The 21,860-nt window shown below is 55.9% G+C and carries 20 protein-coding genes, 3 tRNA genes and 2 pseudogenes; 16 read left to right on the forward strand and 9 right to left on the reverse strand.

What is annotated here, in order from left to right:
- The first annotated feature begins 33 nt into the window (after positions 1 to 33).
- Positions 34 to 1,172 (forward strand): annotated as a pseudogene (locus MUN79_RS05510) (acyl-CoA dehydrogenase).
- Between the two features lie 159 nt (positions 1,173 to 1,331).
- Positions 1,332 to 2,254 (forward strand): annotated as a pseudogene (locus tag MUN79_RS05515) (helix-turn-helix domain-containing protein).
- A gap of 128 nt (positions 2,255 to 2,382) precedes the next feature.
- Here MUN79_RS05515 and MUN79_RS05520 read toward each other — a convergent pair.
- The 3 genes from MUN79_RS05520 to MUN79_RS05530 are packed head-to-tail and all read right to left on the reverse strand — an operon-like array spanning position 2,383 to position 4,281.
- Positions 2,383 to 3,153 (reverse strand): geranylgeranylglyceryl/heptaprenylglyceryl phosphate synthase, encoded by a 771-nt coding sequence (locus tag MUN79_RS05520; RefSeq protein WP_244676761.1) that lies wholly within the window; start codon positions 3,151 to 3,153, stop codon positions 2,383 to 2,385.
- On the reverse strand, positions 3,131 to 3,895 hold the full coding sequence (locus MUN79_RS05525; RefSeq protein WP_244676762.1) for a hypothetical protein: 765 nt from the start codon (positions 3,893 to 3,895) through the stop codon (positions 3,131 to 3,133). The genes MUN79_RS05520 and MUN79_RS05525 overlap by 23 nt, the downstream gene beginning before the upstream one ends.
- Positions 3,896 to 3,903: 8 nt before the next feature.
- Positions 3,904 to 4,281 carry a phage holin family protein gene (locus tag MUN79_RS05530; protein ID WP_244676763.1) on the reverse strand — a complete coding sequence of 126 codons (378 nt, stop codon included), beginning with the start codon at positions 4,279 to 4,281 and terminating at the stop codon, positions 3,904 to 3,906.
- A gap of 151 nt (positions 4,282 to 4,432) precedes the next feature.
- On the opposite strand from MUN79_RS05530, the gene MUN79_RS05535 reads away from it, so the two are divergent.
- Positions 4,433 to 5,575, forward strand: coding sequence for a J domain-containing protein (locus MUN79_RS05535; RefSeq protein ID WP_244676764.1), 1,143 nt, complete (start codon positions 4,433 to 4,435; stop codon positions 5,573 to 5,575).
- Positions 5,576 to 5,726: 151 nt separating this feature from the next.
- On the opposite strand, the gene MUN79_RS05540 is transcribed toward MUN79_RS05535, so the two are convergent.
- The gene (locus MUN79_RS05540) at positions 5,727 to 6,536 is read right to left on the reverse strand and encodes a glycosyltransferase family 25 protein (RefSeq protein WP_244676765.1); all 810 of its coding nucleotides are present in this window, start codon (positions 6,534 to 6,536) and stop codon (positions 5,727 to 5,729) included.
- A 730-nt stretch (positions 6,537 to 7,266) separates the two neighbouring features.
- Positions 7,267 to 7,339 (reverse strand) — tRNA-Phe (locus MUN79_RS05545).
- 164 nt (positions 7,340 to 7,503) lie between these two features.
- Here MUN79_RS05545 and MUN79_RS05550 point away from each other — a divergent pair.
- The 7 genes from MUN79_RS05550 (at position 7,504) to MUN79_RS05580 (ending at position 13,657) form a co-directional block, all read left to right on the forward strand.
- Positions 7,504 to 8,898 (forward strand): 4Fe-4S dicluster domain-containing protein, encoded by a 1,395-nt coding sequence (locus MUN79_RS05550; RefSeq protein ID WP_244676766.1) that lies wholly within the window; start codon positions 7,504 to 7,506, stop codon positions 8,896 to 8,898.
- A gap of 138 nt (positions 8,899 to 9,036) precedes the next feature.
- Complete coding sequence (locus tag MUN79_RS05555; protein WP_244678283.1) at positions 9,037 to 9,897, forward strand: (Fe-S)-binding protein; 861 nt, start codon at positions 9,037 to 9,039, stop codon at positions 9,895 to 9,897.
- 183 nt (positions 9,898 to 10,080) lie between these two features.
- The gene (locus MUN79_RS05560) at positions 10,081 to 10,563 is read left to right on the forward strand and encodes a hypothetical protein (RefSeq protein ID WP_244676767.1); all 483 of its coding nucleotides are present in this window, start codon (positions 10,081 to 10,083) and stop codon (positions 10,561 to 10,563) included.
- Positions 10,564 to 10,677: 114 nt separating this feature from the next.
- Positions 10,678 to 10,938 (forward strand): outer membrane protein assembly factor BamD, encoded by a 261-nt coding sequence (locus MUN79_RS05565; protein WP_244676768.1) that lies wholly within the window; start codon positions 10,678 to 10,680, stop codon positions 10,936 to 10,938.
- Positions 10,939 to 10,967: 29 nt separating this feature from the next.
- On the forward strand, positions 10,968 to 12,605 hold the full coding sequence (locus tag MUN79_RS05570) for a CHU_0125 family OmpA-like outer membrane integrity protein (protein WP_511177083.1): 1,638 nt from the start codon (positions 10,968 to 10,970) through the stop codon (positions 12,603 to 12,605).
- Positions 12,606 to 12,812: 207 nt separating this feature from the next.
- Positions 12,813 to 13,364, forward strand: a complete 552-nt coding sequence (locus MUN79_RS05575; RefSeq protein WP_244676770.1) for a hypothetical protein — start codon at positions 12,813 to 12,815, stop codon at positions 13,362 to 13,364.
- A gap of 14 nt (positions 13,365 to 13,378) precedes the next feature.
- Positions 13,379 to 13,657 (forward strand): proline and serine-rich protein 1 family protein, encoded by a 279-nt coding sequence (locus tag MUN79_RS05580; protein ID WP_244676771.1) that lies wholly within the window; start codon positions 13,379 to 13,381, stop codon positions 13,655 to 13,657.
- Between the two features lie 71 nt (positions 13,658 to 13,728).
- On the opposite strand, the gene MUN79_RS05585 is transcribed toward MUN79_RS05580, so the two are convergent.
- Positions 13,729 to 14,205, reverse strand: a complete 477-nt coding sequence (locus tag MUN79_RS05585; RefSeq protein ID WP_262922990.1) for a DUF4293 domain-containing protein — start codon at positions 14,203 to 14,205, stop codon at positions 13,729 to 13,731.
- A 91-nt stretch (positions 14,206 to 14,296) separates the two neighbouring features.
- Between MUN79_RS05585 and MUN79_RS05590 the strand changes: the two genes are divergently transcribed.
- The 5 genes from MUN79_RS05590 to MUN79_RS05610 all read left to right on the forward strand — a co-directional run bounded on the left by MUN79_RS05590 (position 14,297) and on the right by MUN79_RS05610 (position 19,403).
- Complete coding sequence (locus tag MUN79_RS05590; protein WP_244676773.1) at positions 14,297 to 15,499, forward strand: thiolase family protein; 1,203 nt, start codon at positions 14,297 to 14,299, stop codon at positions 15,497 to 15,499.
- Between the two features lie 260 nt (positions 15,500 to 15,759).
- Complete coding sequence (locus MUN79_RS05595; protein ID WP_244676774.1) at positions 15,760 to 16,062, forward strand: GNAT family N-acetyltransferase; 303 nt, start codon at positions 15,760 to 15,762, stop codon at positions 16,060 to 16,062.
- Positions 16,063 to 16,152: 90 nt separating this feature from the next.
- Positions 16,153 to 16,941, forward strand: a complete 789-nt coding sequence (truA, locus tag MUN79_RS05600) for a tRNA pseudouridine(38-40) synthase TruA (RefSeq protein WP_244676775.1) — start codon at positions 16,153 to 16,155, stop codon at positions 16,939 to 16,941.
- 142 nt (positions 16,942 to 17,083) lie between these two features.
- Positions 17,084 to 18,868, forward strand: coding sequence for an ABC transporter ATP-binding protein (locus MUN79_RS05605; RefSeq protein WP_244676776.1), 1,785 nt, complete (start codon positions 17,084 to 17,086; stop codon positions 18,866 to 18,868).
- A 10-nt stretch (positions 18,869 to 18,878) separates the two neighbouring features.
- Complete coding sequence (locus MUN79_RS05610) at positions 18,879 to 19,403, forward strand: hypothetical protein (protein WP_244676777.1); 525 nt, start codon at positions 18,879 to 18,881, stop codon at positions 19,401 to 19,403.
- A gap of 70 nt (positions 19,404 to 19,473) precedes the next feature.
- Here MUN79_RS05610 and MUN79_RS05615 read toward each other — a convergent pair whose 3' ends face one another.
- The 3 genes from MUN79_RS05615 to MUN79_RS05625 form a co-directional block, all read right to left on the reverse strand.
- The gene (locus MUN79_RS05615; protein WP_244676778.1) at positions 19,474 to 20,175 is read right to left on the reverse strand and encodes a hypothetical protein; all 702 of its coding nucleotides are present in this window, start codon (positions 20,173 to 20,175) and stop codon (positions 19,474 to 19,476) included.
- Between the two features lie 527 nt (positions 20,176 to 20,702).
- Positions 20,703 to 20,779 (reverse strand) — tRNA-Pro (locus MUN79_RS05620).
- A gap of 96 nt (positions 20,780 to 20,875) precedes the next feature.
- Positions 20,876 to 20,949: transfer RNA gene (locus MUN79_RS05625), tRNA-Pro, on the reverse strand.
- A 352-nt stretch (positions 20,950 to 21,301) separates the two neighbouring features.
- Here MUN79_RS05625 and MUN79_RS05630 point away from each other — a divergent pair.
- Positions 21,302 to 21,775 carry a T9SS type A sorting domain-containing protein gene (locus MUN79_RS05630; RefSeq protein WP_244676779.1) on the forward strand — a complete coding sequence of 158 codons (474 nt, stop codon included), beginning with the start codon at positions 21,302 to 21,304 and terminating at the stop codon, positions 21,773 to 21,775.
- The last annotated feature ends 85 nt before the right edge of the window (positions 21,776 to 21,860 follow it).

A 21,860-nucleotide genomic window follows, 5' to 3' on the forward strand; every position in this document is an offset into this window, starting at 1 on the left:
GGTGCCTTCCTCCCACCCAAGCGTACCAACCCAATGGATTTTCAGCTCACCGAAGAACAACTTGCCGTTCAATCCGCCGCCCGCGACTTTGCCCAGAGTGAGCTTTGGGACGGCGTAATTGAGCGCGACGAACACCAGAAATTTCCCGCCGAGCAAGTTAAGAAGATGGGCGAGCTGGGCTTTCTGGGAATGATGGTAAGCCCCGAGTACGGTGGCGGCGGCATGGATACGGTTTCGTACGTGCTGGCTATGGAGGAAATTTCCAAGGTGGATGCCTCCTGCTCCGTTATCATGTCAGTGAACAACTCCCTGGTGTGCTGGGGCCTGGAAAAGTATGGCAGCGAGGAGCAGAAGCGCAAGTGGCTGCCCCGCCTGACCAGCGGCGAAATTATCGGTGCCTTCTGCCTGTCGGAGCCTGAAGCTGGCTCCGATGCCACGATGCAGCGTACCACCGCCGAGGATAAAGGCGACTATTACTTGCTCAACGGTACCAAAAACTGGATTACCAACGGCGGTACGGCGTCCGTGTACTTGGTTATTGCCCAGACCAACCCTGAGCTGAAGCACCGCGGCATCAATGCCTTCATCGTAGAGAAAGACACGCCCGGTTTCGTGGTAGGCCCTAAGGAAAACAAGCTGGGCATTCGTGGCTCCGACACGCACTCCCTGATGTTCACGGACGTGAAAGTGCCCAAAGAAAACCGTATCGGCGAAGACGGCTTCGGCTTTAAGTTCGCCATGCAGACCCTAGCCGGTGGCCGAATTGGTATTGCCGCGCAGGCACTGGGTATTGCCTCCGGTGCTTTCGAACTGTCGTTGAAATACGCGAAGGAGCGTAAGGCTTTCGGGGTTGAAATTGCCAAGCACCAGGCTATCCAGTTCAAGCTGGCCGACATGGCCACCAACATCGACGCGGCCCGCCTACTGTGCTTGCAGGCCGCCCACGATAAGGACGCTCAGCAGGATTACGCCAAGTCGGGGCTATGGCCAAGCTCTTCGCTTCGAAAGTTGCTATGGATACGGCCGTAGAAGCTGTGCAGGTGCATGGTGGCTACGGTTTTGTGAAAGAATTCCACGTGGAGCGCCTGATGCGCGACGCCAAAATCACCCAGATTTACGAGGGAACTTCTGAGATTCAGAAAATTGTAATCTCGCGTGAATTGTTGAAGTAGATTTGGAATTGCCTAAAAGTCAGATTCATTGCATTAAACCCAGCCATAAAATGGCTGGGTTTTTCGTTTTTGTGAATTTTTATATGTTATTTTGCATTGTCTAAATCCAGCCTTTCCACTGGCCGGTTTTAAGCCGGTAGCCAAACCACCCCTTAGAATATGGAAGATTACAATAAAGTGATAGAGTCGCTTGGTGTACGATACATTAAAGCGAAAAACCTGGTCCTGCAGCAGTCGTTCACGGTCCGGAATTACTATGATGTAGGTAACAACCTGATCTTGCTTCACAAGGGCCGGATTGCCTTCGGCGACGAGGAACAAGTAGTAGAAGAAGGTGAGATGCTCTTCATCCCCGGTGGTCGCGCTACCAAGGTTAGCTACGGCGAAGCCCCTGGTAAGTCGATTACCAACGACGACCTAATTAGCAATAAAGACAAGTTCTTCCACTCCAACGCCGACCTGGACCTGATTGGCGATGCCGAGGAAAGCCACAGTCACGTAAGCTTCGAAGCTAAGGTGTTCGACTCGGTGAACTTCTTCGCTTCGCTTGACGTGCCGGCCTTCCTGATTACCGGCAACTCCAAGCTGGCCAATCTGGTGATTAAGGTGGTGGAAGAGAGCCTGCAGGAACTGCCTGGCCGGGAGCGTCTCATCACCATCTACACCGAGAACATCGTGGTGGAGATTGTGCGCTACATTCTCAAGAATAAGATGTTCGTGGAGCAGCTCGCTACCAACAGCACCTACTTCAAGGATCCGCGCCTGATTGACCTGTTCAACTACATCAAGGAGAACATTGGCGGCGACCTGTCAAACAAGGTTCTGTCGAGTGTGGCCAACGTGTCGGAGGACTATGTAGGCCAGTACTTCAAGATGTTGACGGGCATCAACCCCAGGACTACATCGAGTATCAGCGTATGGAGCGTGCCGTATTCCTGCTTCGCACCACCAAGAAGAGCATCCGCGACATTGGGAAGGAAGTGGGTTACAAGGACACGGCTTATTTCTGCCGCCGCTTCAAGATGATGTTCGGCATTCCGGCCGGCAAGATGCGCCGCCGCGAATCGGCCATGAACATCTAGGTACTGACTTCAGCGGATTTTCCGGATAATAACAAGAAAGGCCACCTTTTCAGGTGGCCTTTCTTGTTTTGAAACAGGCAAGATGGTGCAGCAGATGTCATCAAGACAAATGGGAAGAATATTCTGCCTTACAGCTTCACGTCCAGCACCGCATTGAATGTGCGGACGACTTTCGACATCTCCGCCAGGAAGTCCGGGGATTTTTCAATCTGGTTACCGATAACGATAACGTCGGCGCCGGCAGCTAGAGCGGTTTGGGCCTTTTCAGTAGTATTGATGCCTCCGCCTACAATCAGTGGGGTTTCGGTAGCTTGGCGTACGGCCCGAATCATGGCTGCGGAAACTGGATACATAGCCCCACTACCGCCGTCTAGGTACATCAGGCGTAGGCCAAGCTGCTCGCCGGCCATAGCCGTGCAGGCGGCAATAGTGGGCTTATCGTAGGGCAGGGGAGTGGTGCCGCTCATGTAGCTGGCCGTCGTTTGGCGTCCGGTATCCACGAGCATGTAGCCGGTTGGCAAAATCTGTAGGTTGCTGGCCCGCAGCAGGGGAGCCGCTACCACGTGCTGGCCAATCAGGAAATCCGGATTACGGCCCGAAATCAAAGACAACAGCAGAATGCCATCCGCTTGGGTATCGAGGTGGAGGCTGTGGCTGGGAAACAGGAGTACGGGAACCGTACTACGGCTTTTTAGCAAACGAATGAGCGACGCCTGGTGAGAATTCATCACCAGGCTGCCGCCCACAAAAAAGTAATCAACAGGGTGTACTTCACTCAACTCCAGCAGGTGCCGGCACCCGGCCTCGTCCAGATGGTCTGGGTCGAGCAGGACAGCCAGAGACTTCTGGCCCCGGGCGCGGCGCTTACTTAGAGTTTCATGCAGATTGGTGAGGCGCATCCGCTTCGTCGTGGTGATACGTAAAGTTGATATCCTTCGTCTCGGGCTCGACGGTAAACGAGCCGGGAGAAGTTGCAAGGTCGGGATTTTTGACCACAGGTAGGTAGTCACCAACTTTTTTCGCTACGTAAGCCATCAAAACGGCCGTCACCTGCGCCAGCAGCATCTTTCCGGTGTCCGACTGCATAAAGCTCTGGAAGGCGGAAGCCATCAGGCTGGATGCTTCCGAAGACGGAGCAGCCTTGGGACGGTAGGCTGGCACCGGATAAGGCCGGGCTGCCGAGCGCGAAACCGGCGGAAATGGGTCGGCATCCAAATCGGGATGGGTATGGTACACATCGGGGGCTAGGTGCGCCCGTCCGTGCCGTGGCTCCTGATGGCCCCGGTCGCTCTGGTGGGCATGTGCTGAGCCAAAGCCCAGATCATCTGCCACAGCCGTGTCGTTATCGGAAAAATGGTCACCACGGTGCTTCAGCTTCTTTTTGGAAGAAGCAATACGCTCGTGCATATCAAACTCTTCCAGCCCCTCGTCGAAGGCGGAAGACTTTTTGCCGCTGAAAGCCTTTTTAATAAGCCAGATGCCTCCCAGCAGACCGGCGCCAATGAGGGCGTACTTACCGGCGGTTTGGGTTTTCTCCTTGATTTCTTCAACGTCGCCCTGCAAGGCCCGCTCGTACTCAAGCTTTTGGCGCTCCAGAAACTCTCTTTCGTCGTCGAACAGTGGGTTGGTCAGCTCAGCCATGAGGTTGGTTATGCTTGGCGTTTATCAGATTTATAGATAGTGTTGTTCAGCAGCTTGTCGGCCAGGCCCTGAAACAACTTTTTGTCGACGCCCACGAGGAAGATGATGAGCAGCACCAGGTAAAACCCGGCTACGGCCCCAAATCCCCAGAACGAGCTGTCGAAGGCATCATTCAAGGCCAGGCCGGCGAAGATGCTAAGGAAAATGAGGAACATCAGGCCGATCAGGCCCATGGCGGCGCCATGCACCGTACCCACGAAAGCCAGTTTGACTTTCTCCTGCACTTCGAGCCGCACCAGGTCGATGCGCGTGTCGAGGTAGCCTTTAAGGTTGCCCACCAAACTGTCGTTGCGGGGCGTTTTGGAAGCGTCGTCGTCGTAAGCCATACGGCGGGGAGAAGAATAGCGAGAAAAGATGTTAGACAGGGCAGAGGCCGAAAAAGCGGGCGGTAAGCCAGCTTTTCGGTTTGGTCGTTCATACGCAAAACCGCACTTCGTGTCTGAATTTTGCGTTACTTTTACTATATAACGCCCCGCTTTGAGCTTAAATCATTATCAGGTACTAGGTGTTTCGGCCACGGCTTCGGCCCAGGAAATTAAGCTGGCCTACAAGCGGTTAGCTATTCAGTTCCATCCGGATAAGCACGGTGGCAGCACGCAGTTTGAGGAGCAGTTTAAAGCCGTCAGTGCGGCTTACCAGGTCCTGAGCGACCCGGCCCGGCGCGCCTCTTACGACCATCAGCTGCGCGCGGCCGTCTTACGCGCCGACGAAGCCCACCGACAACAGCAGTACCGCGCCCAGGGGCAGCACGTATATGGCGTGCCCATGCCTACACCCCAGCCGCTGCGTACCCGCCGGCCGGCCGGCTCCACTGAGCGGCACTACCAGACAATTTCAAAGCGCCGCAGAAAGTTTACCCGCCGCGACTACCTGCTCACGACTGGCTTGGCGGTGCTGCTGCTGCTGTTCATTGTATCGGTAAAGGTGACCATGGACCACGTGACGGCCGTGAGCAACTACGAAGATGGACTGCGGGCTTATGCCGGCCGGCACTGGAGTACCGCCCACGGCTTCTTTTCGGAGGCTTTGCACTTCAAGCCGCATTATAAGGAAGCCTTGCAGCGGCGGGGCGAAATTGAACAGCTGATTTACCGCAACTATAAGGCCGCCCGCAACGACTACCGCGGAGCGCTGGCCGAAGCCGAGGCTCCCAAAGATGCCGCCGTTTTGCTTTACCGGCTGGGGCAGTGCCAAGCCGAACTGGCCCAGAAGGACTCGGCCCAGCGCAGCCTGACGCATGCGCTGGCCCTCGACTCGACGCTGAGTGGCGCCTGGTTGGCCCGCGGGGAACTTCGGCTATTCGAGCTGCTGCAGTTCGAGGGTGCCATTACCGATTTATCGGCTGGCATACGGCAGCGCACCGCTGCCGGGCAAGTCACCTCATCAAAGTACCTTACCTACCGTGGCCTGGCCCACTACAAGTTGCGCGACTTCGGAGCCGCCCGCGCCGATTATCGGGAGGTATTGGTGCAAAACCCCAAGAACGGACAGGTTCACTTTCTGCTGGGGCGCCTGGCGCAGCAAGAAGGCAACTCGGCCGCCGCCTGCGAGTTTTTTCGGCGGGCTATTCAGCTGGGTTATTTATATGCCGGTGAAGCGCTGCAGCAAAACTGCTTATAGAGCTGAGAATTGACCTAGGCGTTTGCCCGAAAGGAAAAAAGCCCCAAATCCTGGTGTATCTTCCGAAATAGGGGCAAAGAGAAAAGTAGTTAGCTGCTTTATTAGCAACAAACTCCGCCCCTTGCGAGGCGGAGTTTGTTGTTTACTTAGGCTAAGCCACTCGGCTCTGCTGCGTGACTGGCGAAGGCTGGTCGACAAATGTGTAGCTCGACTGTCGGCGCACATAGTTGCGCCGGCGGTATTCAATCAATTTCCGCAGCGGAACAATGTTGTACTTGTAGATCAGCTGTCGGATTTTTCCGAGCGGGCCATCGTTACCCACATAGTTGATGTCACTCTCAAATTTGCTGGCCGTAACCGGATACGGAACCACACACCGGATAGAATGCAGCAGCTTTTCATCGTAGTAATGTCCCCAGCTATCAAGTGGGTAGCGTACGGGGGAAATGATGCTGAGCAAATTCTGAGCAGCCTGCTGGGTAATCACATAGGCAGCGCCTGATTGAAGGACCCACGGTAAAATTGGGTAAGCTAATTGGTACCCAAGAACAGGTACTACAGCATGAGTGGAGTAGGCTGTCTCGCCAAAGTCATTGCGCGAGTTGAGCAGCACTATTTCATTCGGGTTCAGATGTGGAACCAGCTTATCCAGCAGCTGCTTAAAATCTGGGGCTACCTGCACATCATCTTCCATGATGGTGGCGTAGGGAAGGTTTTCATCCACTATCTTTTGAAAGAGGGCCTGATGGCTCAGTAGGCAACCATACGCACCCTTTTTCATGTAGCGAGCTAAAAAGTCAGCTCGGGCAGGGTCGCCAATACTGGCGATATAGGCATCATCCAGTTCATTGGCATCGACCGCAACAAAGAATTCGAATGCTAAGCCCAGTTTCTGCAGGCTTGCCTCAATGAACTTTCTGCGCTTAGGCGAACGGGCGAGGTTGATGACAAAAACACGCATATGAATTCATTTGGTGAATAAGTACCTACACCTTGAAAAGATAGGAGGTCCAACTAGGGTAATTAGTTTGGCACAAAGTTACGGCTTTGGGTGGCTCAAAAAAATGCAAATAGGCTCAACAATAAGTAATATGGCAGAAAGCATAAACGCGTTTTTTGACCTCTTATTGCCTTTTGGTCTCTGATCAAACATACCCGCTTTTTTCTTTAGTCATATTTCGATATTCAGTTCTCTCGAAACTAGATGAACAAAGATCTTGGCTTAATGGGCCAAATATTCCTCACAAGCGGCTGGATTTCTCTTAGTTGATCTGTTGGGCCTCAGGCTTACTACACGTACTAACCACCGGGCTACCACGAAAACGATGGGGTAGCAGTTTCTCAATATACTAGTAACCTGATTTTTGAGAGTGCTAGCTAGTTCAATAATCAGTCAGACTGAGACTAGCTTTGGTGGGCTTAGGGCAAACGAGTAGTTATGCTGGACTATGACTGCTTGCAAACAATAACTATGCTGCCCAAAACAACTCTGATATTAGGCAATACACAAGTCAAGCCTCACTTAGAAAGCTAATACGAGCAAGAGCAACTGCACCCAAAACCTACTTTGATTACAGGTATTCACTTCAGCAACTAAAGGGGAAGGCGCTATAGCTGTGTTCCTGCAGCACTAATTCAGGCTTAGAGCTAAAACAAAAAAGCCCTTCCGCAGGAAGCAGAAGGGCTTTTTGTGGTAATGGTTGGAATCGAACCAACGACACCAGCATTTTCAGTGCTGTGCTCTACCAACTGAGCTACATTACCAGCTCTTGGCCCCCGCTGGCCGTTATTGCCGTTGGGGAGCACAAAAGTAGTAAAGGAAAACGAACCTGCAAGTCTTCGTGAAAAAAATCTTTCTGGCGAAAAACCCGTAATTTGTTATGCATACCGAGTATATTTCGGACCTAACTCCAAACCTACCCTTTCCCGTGCACTTCTCTATCCAAAACATCCTCTTCTTGCTCGTCGCGGCGGCAGGCTTCGGTCTGTTTGCGTGGCAGGTCCGCAAGATCCGGGCAAACATCCTCGTCGGGCGCGACCGGGATATGTCGGGCAACGTCAGCGAGCGGCTAAACAAAACCTTCTTGGTGGCCTTCGGTCAGCAAAAGATGTTCAAGCGCATCACGCCCGCCTTGTTACACCTGATTGTGTACGTAGGTTTCATCGTCATCAATATCGAGGTCATCGAGATTATGATTGATGGCATCTTCGGCACCCACCGCGCCTTAAGCTTTCTGGGCCCCTTGTATAGCGCCCTAGTCGGGACGAATGAGATACTAGGAGCTTTGGTTATCGTGGCGGTAGCGGCCTTCTGGTGGCGCCGCAACGTGAAAGGGGTGCGCCGCTTTACGGGCCCCGAACTGCGCATGTGGCCCAAAATGGACGCCAACATCATTCTCTACATCGAGGTGATTCTAATGGTAGCCCTGTTCCTGATGAATGCCTCCGACCTGAAGCTGCACCAGATGGAGGGCAAAGACCTGCCGGGCGCTTTTCCCATCAGCTCCCTGCTGACGGGCCTGCTGCCGAGCAATGTGGGGGCCTTGGAAATTCTGGAGCGCGTGAGCTGGTGGGCGCATATCGTGGGCATTCTGGCCTTCCTGAACTACCTGCCCAGCAGCAAGCACTTCCACATCATCCTGGCGTTTCCAAACGTGTACTATTCGCGCTTGGTGCCCCAGGGGCAGTTTTCGAACGTGGACAGCATCACCCACGAGGTGAAGGCCATGATGGACCCGAGCTACCAGGTGCCGCCGCCCGCTACCAACCCTGACGGCTCGGCCGCCGCGCCTACGCCTTTCGGGGCCAAGGACGTAAATGACCTAGCTTGGACCAACCTGCTGAACGCCTACTCCTGCACTGAGTGCGGCCGGTGCACTTCGGTATGCCCGGCCAACATCACGGGTAAGCTACTCTCTCCACGTAAGATCATCATGGACACGCGCGACCGGATGGAGGAGAAGTACAACTCCCCGCTGATTTTTCAGCCCAACCTCTACGGTACCGAAGCCAAACACGCTGAACAGGAAGTGTTGGACAAGGAAAATCACACGCTGCTGCGGGGCTACGTAACGCCCGAGGAGCTCTGGGCCTGCACTACCTGCAACGCCTGCGTGGAAGCCTGCCCGGTGAACATTAACCCCTTGGAAAGCATCGTGGAAATGCGGCGCTTCCTGGTATTGGAAGAGTCGGCCGCGCCCAACTCGCTGAACGTGATGTTCTCCAACATTGAGAACAACGGCGCGCCCTGGGCTTTCTCGCCTTCAGACCGCTTCAACTGGGCCGACGAACTGTACGTGGCCGATAAGGCCGTGAAGGCCTAGCATAAGCAAACCGCTCTGCTTTGCCTTCCTGTTACTAGAAACAGCAGAGGGCGGTAGAAATAAAAACAAACATTGACATCTGTCAACCAAGAATATATGGCTGAGCAAACTGCCACCCGTCAAATCAATGTTCCTCTCATGTCCAACCTGGCCGCAGCCGGGGAGGAGCCCGAAATCCTGTTCTGGGTCGGTTGTGCCGGAGCTTTCGACGACCGTTATAAGCGCGTTACCCGGGCTTTCGTCCGGATTCTGGAGCACGTGGGCGTAAAGTACGCCGTGCTGGGCATGGAAGAAACCTGCACCGGTGACCCGGCCAAGCGTGCCGGCAACGAATTCCTGTTTCAGATGCAGGCCATGCAGAACATTACCACCTTCGAAGGCTACGGCATTAAGAAGATTGTGACGGCCTGCCCGCACTGCTTCAACACGATTAAAAACGAGTATCCCGCCCTAGGCGGCAACTACGAAGTAATTCACCACAGCACCTTCCTGCAGCAGCTCATCAATGAGGGCCGGGTGGGCGTAGCCGGTGGCGGCGAGTTCAAAGGGCAGCGCATCACCTTCCATGACTCCTGCTATCTGGGCCGGGCCAATAACATCTACGAGGCCCCGCGCGACGTGCTAGCCACCCTCGATGCGGATCTGGTGGAAATGAAGCGCAGCAAAGCAAATGGTCTGTGCTGTGGCGCCGGTGGGGCCCAGATGTGGAAAGAGCCCGAGCCCGGCAAGAAGGATATCAACGTGGAGCGTACCGAAGAGGCGCTGGCCGCTCTAGACGGCAACGCCGCGGCTTTGCACAACCTGCTGGGGGTGGAAGGCGGCAACGCTGGCGCTACGCCCGCCCCGCGCGACGCACAGCAGCGCAGCATCATTGCCGTATCCTGCCCGTTTTGCATGACCATGATGAGCGACGGGGTTAAAAACAAGGAGCGCGAAAACAACGTGCAGGTCTTTGACTTGGCCGAGCTGATTGCTACGGCCGAGGGCCTCAACGCCTAAGCACATTAAGTAGCTGAAGACAAGAAAACTATTGTCTTCAAAACCCCGAATAAAACTGCCCCGGCGGAACTTCCGACCGGGGCAGTTTATGTTTAAAGCTATAGGTTGCCGTACTATTGCCCTAGTTGTTTGTTGCACCAGGGTCACCGTCGTCCGGCTGGCTTTGCCTTAGTTTTCTGACCTATGTTTGTACCTTTCTCTGAGCTTCCGGCTTCGGCCCGTATTTGGATCTACCAGGCCAGCCGTCCGTTTACTACCACCGAAATAGCGCAGGTGGAACCCAAACTGCAGCGCTTTGCTGCGGAGTGGACTAGTCACGGCCGCAACCTGGAGGCTTCGGCCGCTATTTTACACCACCAGTTTCTGGTTATCGGCCTGAATGAGGCCGTGGCCGACGCCAGCGGCTGCTCCATCGACGCCTCGGTGCGGTTTGTACGATTAGTAGAAGAGCAAATTGGGTTGCAGCTGCTGGAAAAGTCCCAGTTGGCTTTCCTGATCAACGGACAAGTAGAGCTCGTTGACCGCCGGCAACTGCGGCAGGCTATTGCGGAAGGGCGGCTAACGGCTGACACTCCGTATTTTGACAACACCGTCGCGGAAAACGGGAAACTAGGGCCACTCTGGCCCGCACCGGCGGCAACGACCTGGCTGAGCAAATATTTCTAATTCCCGGAAATGTTTTTGGTCCAGAGTAGAATAATGAGTAAACTTAGTATTATTGCTAGGCTCAAGTTGGCACATAGCCTGGCGAGTCTTCTACCATTACACTTCTAGACATCCATGAGGAAACTACTGTTTGTGTGCGCCGCGGCAGGTTCGGCAGCAATGCTGAGCAGTTGTGCTACGACGGGCAACGTGAGCAAGGCGGACAAGCGTTTTGCCCGCGGTGAATACGAAACTGCAATTGAATTATACAAAGCGGACGTTGCTAAAGGCAAAAACGTAGCAATGGCCAACTACCGCGTGGCAGAGTCTTACCGGCTCTCAAACCGCATTGAGCAGGCTGAAGGATACTACAAGGCAGCTTTGGATGGGGCGTAAAAAACCCGGATGCTGCTTTTTACTACGCTCTGGCCTTAAAAGCCAACGGTAAGTTTGACGAGGCTGCTTCGCAGTTTGAGTCCTACACCCAGAACGGAACCAACCGCACGCTGGCCGCCCGGGCCGAAATGGAAGCCAAAAACTCCCGCCTCGGCACCCAGATTGTGGCTATGCGTACCAATAACGAGGTAATGCCCCTAGATCAGCTCAACACGGCGTCGGCCGAGTTTAGCGCCACGATGATGCCCACGACTAAGGAGCTGGTTTTTGCTTCGGGGCGTGAAGGCAAGAAGTATGCTGGCAACGGGGAGGGCTTCAACGACCTTTTCGCCATCAAGTTCGACGACGAGGCCAAGATGACTGGTGGCACCGTGCGCAAGCTCGAGCCCGCCTTCAATACCGAAGACATGCACGAGGCCAGCGCCACCTACTCGCCTGATGGTAAGATGGTCGTGTTTGCCCGCTCCAACAACGGTTCGAAGAAAGGCTACCTGAGCGTCGACCTGTGGGCCTCTTTCTTTAAGAACGGCGCGTGGGAAGAGCCTAAGCTCATCAATATCAACGACCGAACCGCCGACGACTTTTCGCCGGTATTCTCCCCCGACGGGCAGACGCTGTATTTTGCCTCGGGCCGCAAAGGTGGTCAAGGTGGCAACGACATCTATAAGGCAACGCTGGGCGCCAATGGCCGCTTCACGCCGGCCGAAAACCTGGGCCCGGAAATCAACACGCCCGGCAACGAAAACTTCCCGGCCGTGGCTCCCGACGGCACCTTGTACTTCTCTTCCGATGGGCATCCTGGCTTAGGCAAGCTGGACATCTTCATGGTGGAAAAAGGCAAGGTGAAAAACTTGGCTGCTCCCATTAACAGTAACAGTGACGACTTTGCCCCCTTCTTTACGGGTAAGGATATGGGCGTATTCTCCTCGAACCGCACCGGCGGTAAGGGCAGCGACGACCTGTACATGTTCCGCAAGAAGCCGCTCAAGCTGGTGACCTTCTACGCGGACGGTACGCTGGTAGAGCGCAACGACAAGACTGGCGAAACGCTGCCGGTAGCCAACGAAACCGTGGCGCTGTTCGACAGCAAGGGGCAGAAGCTGCAGGAAGTAACCTCCGGCGCCGATGGTAAGTTCTCCATCAAGCTCGACTCAGCCGCGGCCAACTACTCGCTCATTGCCGACCGGGCTGGCTACTTTACCGCCCGCAATGGCGTGAGCACCGTGGGCCGCAAGCCCAGCCAAGCAGAGCTGCCCAGCGAGATGAACGACATCAAGGTACCCGTAACGCTGACCCTGACCAAGATCGTGAAGAACAAGGCCATTGTGGTCGACAACATCTTCTACGATTACAACAAGTGGGACATTCGTCCGGACGCAGCTACTGAACTGGATAAGCTGGTGCAGACGCTCAATGACAACCCCAAGATTACCATTGAGCTTAGCTCCCATACTGACTCCCGCGGTAAGGATGCATACAACCAGACTCTGTCGCAGAAACGTGCGCAGTCGGCCGTAGACTACATCATTTCCAAAGGGGTAGACAAGTCCCGGATTACGGCCCGCGGCTATGGTGAAACCAAGCCGGTGATTAAGGCGGCTAAAACCGAAGAGGATTACCAGCGCAACCGCCGCACCGAGTTTCAGGTAACCAAGATTTCGGAATAGCTTCGGTTACTTTTCTAAAGCAAAACGCCCCGTACACGTATGTGCGGGGCGTTTTCGTTTAATCAGCCTTAGTCAGGGAGGTTGACTATCGGATAAATGAGGGCGTTGGCAAGCTGGGCGCTACCAAGGTTTCAGAACTGGCACAATCCTTGGCTTTAAGGAGAATACGGAAGCGGATGGGCCGCTTTTCCGAAAGCTCTTGTTGCCATGAAAAAGGCGCTACTCCTCTGCTTCGGCCTGCTCGTGTTGCTGGCTGCTGACCTTAAGGCCGCTCCGGCCAACGTAAACTTTTCATCGGAGCGGGGCATTCCTTTCAATCTAGTATTCGACGGCCGGGCACTGACGCGCAACGGGGCCCGCGAAGTTCACATCGACCGACTGGTACCAGGTTACCACTGGGCTGAGTTTTTTATTCCCACCGGCTACGGCCGCTCCATCAGCTACCGCACCCGCGTGTTTCTGGACCCCGGCCTGGAAACGACCTACGTGCTAGTGACGCGCCAGGGCTACCCACCTGTATTACGCAAGGTAGGCGCTTTCCCGCTGCGGGGCGGCCCACGGGGTGGCTACGGCCCCGCGGCGGCTACGACCCGCGCTACGACGACCGTAGCGGCCGCAACGACGGCTACTACGACGACTCGTATGGCAGCAATAACGGTGGCTCTTCCAATGGCGGCTATAATGGCTCGAATGGGGGCAACGGCGGTTACGATGATTATCCACCTGCAGGCGGCGGGCAGTATTCGGGTGGTTCGGTGAGCGTGTATCGGCCCATGCAAGGCCAAGATGTAGACGCCTTGGTGAACAGTGTGCGAAGCAAGTCTTTTGACAGCAGCCGCCTCGATGTAGCCAAGCAAGCCCTGGAGCAGTCCACTATTCAGGCCGATGATTTGAAGCGGCTGCTAGGCACTCTCGACTTTGAGAACTCGAAGGTGGAGCTGGCGAAGTTTGCTTACCCCCACGTGACTGACCAGCAAAACTTCTACCGGGTATATGACTCGTTTCAATTCGAGTCGAGCATTAAAGAGGTTCAGGACGCGGCCCGGCGTTAAAATTTAGGAATTGATAAACAAAAAAGGCTTCTGCAGTATGCAGAAGCCTTTTTTGTTGTATTCAGCGCCGCTTAGCGCAGGCGGTCCATCGAGCGTACCAGCTGCTCGTCGCGGCGGATAAAGCGGTTGGCCAGCAGATTCAGTAGCAGAGCCACAGTGGGCAGGTAGAAGCCAGCTTCGTAGGTGCCGGGCATCTTGATGTTAAGCATACGCTCACCAATGCCGGAGTAGTAGAAGCTGGCGCCCAACGTGGCCACAATCAGCAGGAAGTTGAGCACGCCAAGCTTAAGCTGGGTGAAACGGTTACGGAACTGGGAAATTTCGAACAGCGCCACGGCTGCCGAAGCCAGGGCCAAAGCCGCAATGGCGTAGGTATTGGTGGGTACCGACATGCCCGCATCGGCGTGAGCATAGGTAAGTTTGGTAGCAGTGAGAACCAACTCCTGGTTGCTGGCCGAGTCGAGCTTACTCCAGATGGGAACAAACACGACGCTTAGCATGGCTAAAGCAAGCAGCAAGAGAAATACGCTTTGGATTCTTTGTATCATCTTTGTTGTTATGAAACTCTGGCCCGTGCGCACTTGTACGCCGGGCCGGCAAAAGTAGCCAACAACGACCGGAATAACCGCATTCAATAAAATGCCAACTGCTTATATCGTGGACGCCGTCCGCACCCCCATTGCCAAATTTGCCGGTGCCCTCAGCAGCGTACGTCCCGACGACCTGGCCGCGCACGTCTTGCGTGAGCTGTTACGCCGTAATCCTTCCGTGGATAAGACGGCGGTGGAAGATGTAATTATGGGTGCCGCCAACCAAGCCGGCGAAGACAACCGCAACGTGGCCCGCATGGCTGCCCTGCTGGCCGGCCTGCCCACCACAGTGCCCGGCGTGACCGTCAACCGCCTCTGCGCCTCGGGCCTGCAGAGCATCATGGATGCTTCGCGGGCCATTATGAGCGGGGAGGGTGACATTTACTTGGCCGGCGGCTCGGAAAGCATGACCCGGGCTCCGTTTGTGATGGCCAAGTCGGAAACGGCCTTCGGGCGGGAGCTGACGGCCCACGACACGACCCTGGGCTGGCGCTTCGTGAACCAGAAGCTCTCGAAAATGCACCACCCGTACGCCATGGGCGAAACCGCCGAAATCGTGGCGCGCAAGTATGGCATTTCACGGCAGGAGCAGGACGAGTTTGCCTTCAACTCCCAGCGGAAGTACCAGCGGGCCCAGGAGAAAGGCCGCTTCCGCCGCGAAATTGTGCCTGTCTTCGTGCCCAACCCCAAGGGGGATACCGCGTTGTTCGACACCGATGAGCCGCCCCGCTTGTCGTCGATGGAAAAGCTAGCCAGCATCCGGCCCGCTTTCCAGCCCGTAGATGGCACCGTGACGGCCGGCAACTCGGCGGGTATCAACGACGGGGCTGCGGCCGTGCTGGTGGTGAGCGAGGAAGCCTTGAAGCGTTACAACCTCAAGCCCATGGCCCGGGTGGTGTGCTCGGCCGTAGCCGGTGTGGACCCGTCGGTAATGGGCATTGGCCCGGTGCCGGCTACCAAGAAGGTGCTGCAGCGCGCTGGTCTGACTATCAACGACCTGGACCTGATTGAGTTAAATGAAGCCTTTGCTGCCCAGAGCATTGCCTGCCTGCGCGACCTGGAGCTGGACCCCGACAAAGTGAACGTAAACGGTGGCTCTATTGCCATTGGTCACCCGCTGGGAGCTAGTGGAGCGCGGATTACGGCGACGCTCCTGCACGAGATGCAACGTCGGGAAGGCTCCCGCTACGGCCTCGTGACGATGTGCGTAGGTGTAGGGCAGGGGGCTGCTACTATCTTCGAGAAACTCTAGGCGCTAATTGGTAAGCTGATGGCTGATTCCCTGCTCCGCCCGACGCTTGCCTTGCCGCTACAAGATGCACGGCTGCGGCCCTGGCACCTGCACGATGCCCCGGTGTTGGCTGAGCAAGCCAATGACCGGGAAATCTGGCAAAACCTGCGCGACATATTTCCGCACCCGTACCGGCTGGAAGACGCCTATTGGTACATCGGCCTGACCACTGATCCGGCCTCCAAGGATATTCACCTGGCCATTGAAGTGGCCGGGAAGCCGTGGGGGCCATTAGTGTGTTGTTTAAGGACGACATCAACCGGTGCAGCGCCGAAATCGGGTACTGGCTGGGGCGGGAGTACTGGGGCCGGGGCATTGTGCCCGTTGCCGTGCGAGTCCTGACTGACTACACGTTTGCTCACTTCGATGTGAGCCGGCTGTACGCCGAAATATTTGCCCGCAATGCTGCCTCGGCCCGGGTGCTGACCAAAGCCGGCTACCACCTGGAAGCCCGGCTGCAGAAAAGCCTCGTGAAAGAAGGCCTTGTGCAAGACGCGCTATTGTTCACGGCGCTGAAACCCTGATGGCTGATTACTAGGGGTTTTCATTTCCTCTATCGGACGTCAAACGTCCGGCAACTGATACTCAGCCTTCAACCTCCAACCTCTACCGCAGTGCGCTATTTTCTTCATCTGGCTTACGAAGGCACCCAGTACCACGGCTGGCAGGTGCAGCCCAACACCCTGACGGTGCAGCTGGAGCTGGAGCGGTGCCTGAGTCAGGTATTGCGCCAGCCCATCCATATTCTGGGCAGTGGCCGCACCGACACCGGCGTGCACGCCAGCCACCAGGTAGCGCACTTCGACGCCGATATTCCGGCTACGCTGGATGAAGCCACGGTGGTGTACCGCCTCAACCGGGCCCTGCCCAAGGACATTGCCGCCCGTCTGCTGCACCCGGTACCCGACCGGGCCCACGCCCGTTTCGACGCCGAGGCCCGCACCTACGAGTACCACGTGCGCCTCGTGCCCGACCCGTTCAGTGTGAACCACAGCCTGTATCTGGACCGTGCCCCAGACGTGGCAGCTATGAACCAGGCCGCCGCTTCCATGCTCGGCTCGTTTGACTTTACCAGCTTTTCCAAGGTCAAGGGCGGTGAAAACCATTATGTGTGCGTGTGCTACGAAGCCGGCTGGCACCCCACGCCGGGCGGATTGGTATTCCGCATCCGGGCCAACCGTTTCGTACGCGGCATGGTGCGGCTCGTGGTGGGCACTTTGCTGATGGTAGGCCGGGGCAAGATTACGCCCGCCGAGTTTAAAGCCATTCTGCTGGCCCAGAATCGGGTGGATGCGGGGGGCGCCGCTCCGGCCCAGGGCTTGTTCCTGAGCAAGGTGGAGTATCCCGTCGAGCTGGTGCCCGCGCCGGCTGCGACGCTGGAATTGCCGTATCTGGTGGTTTGAGACTTTAAGAGCTCAGAACCGAGGGCATAGAACTCAGAAGCCAACGAAGCATTTGCCCGTTTCAGCTGTTTGAGTCATTCCCAACCGGCCTCGCTCGTCGTCTACGCTCTACCATCTACGCTCTGAGTTCTAAAATATCCTCATGGAACAAGCTACTACCGCTACTAAAACCGGCAATATCTTCGACTGGCAGGTGCTGCGCCGTCTGATGACCTATGTGCGGCCTTACCAGCGGGTTTTTTACTTCCTGATCTTCCTGACCGTGGCTACCGCCGCCCTGGGCACGCTACGTCCCTTCCTGATTCAGCGCATGGTCGACGTCAGCATCGAACAGGGCGACATGCTGGGGCTCAACAAGATGTTTGGCCTGCTGCTGATTCTGCTGGTGGCCCACGCCCTGGTCAGCTACCTGCAAACCTACTTTGGTGGCTGGCTGGGCCAGTACATCGTGCGCGATATTCGCGTGGACCTCTACAAGCACATCCTGGATCTGCGGCTGAAGTTTTTCGACCGGACGCCCATTGGCGTGCTGGTGACCCGCAATATCTCCGACGTGGAAACCCTGTCCGACGTGTTCAGCGAAGGACTGGCGGCCATGATTGGCGACATTCTGCAGCTGCTCTTCATCATGGGCTTCATGTTCTGGATTGACTGGCGCCTGACCCTGGTCAGCCTCTCGGTTATTCCGCCGCTGCTCTACAGTACCTACGTGTTCAAGGAGAAAGTGAAAACCTCGTTTCAGGAAGTGCGCACGGCCGTGGCCAACCTCAACTCCTTTGTGCAGGAGCACCTGACGGGCATGAACGTGGTCCAGATTTTCAACAACGAGGAGCGCGAATACCGCAAGTTCAAGGCCATCAACCAGGAGCACACCCGGGCCAACATTCGCTCGGTGCTTTACTACAGCATCTATTTTCCCGTGGCCGAAGTGCTGGCCGCTGTGGGCGTGGGTCTGCTAGTATGGTACGCCGCCCAAGGGCAGATTGAAGGCACGATTTCGAAAGGGGCCCTCATTGCCTTTATCATGTACAACGCGCTGTTCTTCCGGCCTATCCGTCAGATTGCCGACCGGTTCAACACCCTGCAGCTGGGTTTGGTAAGTACCGAGCGGCTACTCAAGCTACTCGACAGCAAGGAGCTTATTGCCGACAACGGTACCTATGCCCCGGCTCAGCTCCAGGGCGACGTGAAGTTCGACAAGGTCTGGTTTGCCTACAACGACGAGGAATACGTGCTGCGCGACGTAAGCTTTGAGGTAAAGGCAGGCCAAACCATTGCCTTCGTGGGCGCTACGGGCGCGGGCAAAACCAGCATTATCAACCTGCTCAGCCGCTTCTACGAAATCAATAAGGGCACCATTGCCGTGGATGGCCATGACCTGCGCGAGTACGACCTCAAGGAGCTGCGCCGCCACATCGGGGTAGTGTTGCAGGACGTGTTTCTCTTCGCCGGCACCATTCAGGACAATATCACCCTGGGCAACAAGGATATTACCGAGGAGCAAATCTGGGCTGCTGCCGACCTGGTCGGGGCCCGGCGCTTTATCGAGCGGCTGCCCGGCGGCCTGCAGTACCCCGTAATGGAGCGGGGCGCGACCCTGTCGGTAGGGCAGCGCCAGCTGATTTCCTTCGTGCGGGCCATGGTCTACCAGCCCCGCATCATCATTCTGGACGAGGCCACGTCCTCCGTGGATAGTGAAACCGAGGAGCTGATTCAGCAGGCTATTGAAAAGCTGATGCAGGGCCGTACTTCCCTCGTCATTGCCCACCGCCTGAGCACCATCCAGAAGGCCGACCGTATCATTGTGTTGGACCGCGGCGAAATTAAGGAAGCTGGTACCCACGAAGAACTGCTACGCCACGGCGGCTTCTACCAGCAGCTCTACCAGATGCAGTACAAAGACGCCCTGAATACTCCCGCCGAATAACCCCGTTTCTATGACCCGCTGGCTGTTTCTGCTTATTTTCATCTTCACCATTGGCGCGGCCATTCTCTTCGCTTACGTCGGCGGCTTCAAGGAGGCATCCGTGACGGTTACGACTACCGACGCTCCTGTCTTTCTGGCCGGTCAGGCCTTCAAAGGTTTGGCTAGTGACGAGAAGTTTGGCCCCTTGTTTCGCAGCGTGAAGGACGCCAAGGACCAGGGCCGCCTGCACGGGGAGCTGGCCAATATATACTACAACGACCCCGCCAAAGCCCGCGACACGGTTCGCGCCTTCATTGGGCTGGTCGTGGCCGACACTGTGTCGCAGCAGCTGCCCGCCGGCTACCGGTACCGCACGTTTGCTGCCGGGCAGCGCGTGGTGCAGGCCCGCATTACGGCCAGCTACCTGGTGGCTCCCAACAAGCTCTACCCGGCCATTACTGACGCCGTAAAGCAGCAGCAGCTCAAGCTAAAGCACGTATACCTGGAGCGGTTTCCCGAGCAGGGCGAGTCGGAAGTGCTGGCGGTGGTGGAGTAGCCCGGTTATTTATGCAAAAGCGGGCTTCCTTCTTCCAAGAAAGCCCGCCCCACATGGTCTGAGAAGATTCCTAGCTCCCCAGGTGGAAAGCAGCGCCCACCGTTATGTGCTGGAAACCGAAAGAGCCTTGGAAGTTGCTGTACTTACGTTCGGTACCTTCTTGTGCCCCCGCAGAATACCGGGATTTGCTTGTGCCGGAATTATACGAAGCATTGCCTACTGTAAGCTCCAGGGCTAGTTTGGGAGTAGGAAAAAACACGATTCCGGGAGTAAACCTACCGTAGCCGCCTTTCGACGTTCCTTGCTGCGACCTCAGCTGATAGTCACCGCGCTGTTCGTAGGTGCCGTAGAAATATCCGCCCGCTAGCTGGCCGTACAGACCCAACTTTTCACCTAACATCTGATAGTAGCGGACAAACGGCCCCACAGTAACACCTTTTTCCTCGTCAATAGACGTAAACCGCATCACGGCCCCCGTTGCGTTGATGTACTCGTCCTGCGAGAGGGTGCGCTTGCTTGTAGTAAAGTCGGCCTGAAGGCCTACTACCAGCTTGTCGGCCACAAAGAATCCAGCCGAGGGGCTCAGCCGCAGATACCGGTAGTCTTCGGTGGAGGAAGGATTAAACGAGAAGGATCCTACCCCGTTACGATCTTCTGTGGAGGTATTGTAATTGATGGCGCCACTGAGCAGGATAGTACCGGCTGAAGTCTGGGCACGGACGGACAGGGCGCTACCGCAACAGAGCGCGGCAGCACAGATAAATTTGTTCATGTAGGGAGGGGAAATAGAAAAGTGAATAAAGCACCAAAAGGTGGCCGGAGCCTGTCTAGAATCAGATGGCCGTTGCGTAGTACCGGGATAAACGGGCGTATATAAAATATCGTGTATGCCGCATAAAAAAAGCCCCGGGTCATTCGACCTAGAGCTTTTTCAATAGCCTAGGTAAGGCTAGCGGCCGAAATAGAAAGCGGCGCCCAACTGTAGGCTGCTCAGACCCAGACCAGCGTCGAAGGTGCTGGTAGTTGACTTCTGGGATAGGAATATCCGGCCGTTGGGTTGATGTTGAATTGACTGGACTGATCCAGCTTCACGTCCGTATCGTTGGAGCCCAGCGAGCCTTCTCAGTTTTGGCTGGATCATTTAAGAGAGAACCATAGATGGAAAGAGCGCAAGGTAGCGTCGATAGTGTTGCTATAGCTTTGCTGCCGGTGCGAATAGTATAGGTTGCTAATCCAGCGCAATAAAACCCAAGAGCCCGCCGAATCTAAGGTCGACGGGCTCTTGGGCTAGAAAAATGCTGGTCGGGGTGGCAGGATTCGAACCTACGGCCTCGTCGTCCCGAACGACGCGCGCTACCGGGCTGCGCTACACCCCGAATACCGAGCTGCGTAAAGCTCAGAAAAGTATTGTTACGGCCGAAAAAAGCCTCCCGACCGAAGTCGGGAGGCTTTTCGAACAGTAAACTGTTCCGTCGGAGTGGCAGGATTCGAACCTACGACCTCCAGCACCCCATGCTGGCGCGATACCAGGCTACGCTACACCCCGAGGAATCGAGTCACAAAGGTAAGAGAAGAATTGAAAGTCAAGCAAGCTTCACTACTATCTTTTTAGGAAAAGAAGAGCTTTAATCCCTAGGTGCCTGAAATACAAGCGGAAATATTTTAGGGTTGTCTCGTTCTTTTTACGCCCTTCACTACAGTCGTTGAATCCGCCGAAGTTGGGCATACGGTTTGCTAAACGGGAGCGGGCCATAATTCAGGGCCGCCAAATTTGGAATTTGCGCTTGACAATGAGTAATATAGATACTCGGACGCCATCTGCTTCTACCAGAAGCAAGGACTATTCTTTACTTTTGCTGACGGATAATGAAATGTCTTCTACTACGTTTGGGGTGGGTATGAAAACGGTTGTAGTAACCCTTAGTTTGGGATTAGGAATGCTGCTGGGGCTCGGATCGGCCCAGGCTCAAACGAAACCGGCAGCTAAAGCTCCTGCCAAAGCGCCAGCCTCCGCCGTCAAGGCAGCTGTAGCGGCCAAGCCGGCCGCCTCGGCCGTGGCCGCCCAGGAAAAGCCCGCTCCTCCGGAGCTTATTACCAGCAAGATGGAAGTGGCCACTCCTTCCTCCGATGCCATCAAGGTGCGGGTCGATACCAATCCGCTGACCAAGCGTCTGATTGTGCGCACCAACGTTACGGGCCCGACCCGAGTAGAGGTCAATGATGTGAACGGCCGTCCGGTTATTACCCGCGACCTGATAGCCGGCGACGAGGCCATCACCCTGGACGTGAGCCAGCTGCCGGCCGGATCTTACCTGGTGCAGTGCACGTCCGGAACCCGCAGCGGCGTACGCCGGGTGATGGTTGGCCAGTAAGGTTATTTCTTTAGCTACTGCTTAGCCCTTGCGAACCTGCTTCGCAAGGGCTTTTCTTTTGCTCGGTATCCAACGGTTTGGAGGC

It is taken from the genome of Hymenobacter cellulosilyticus (assembly GCF_022919215.1).
GTDB classification, from domain to species: domain Bacteria; phylum Bacteroidota; class Bacteroidia; order Cytophagales; family Hymenobacteraceae; genus Hymenobacter; species Hymenobacter cellulosilyticus.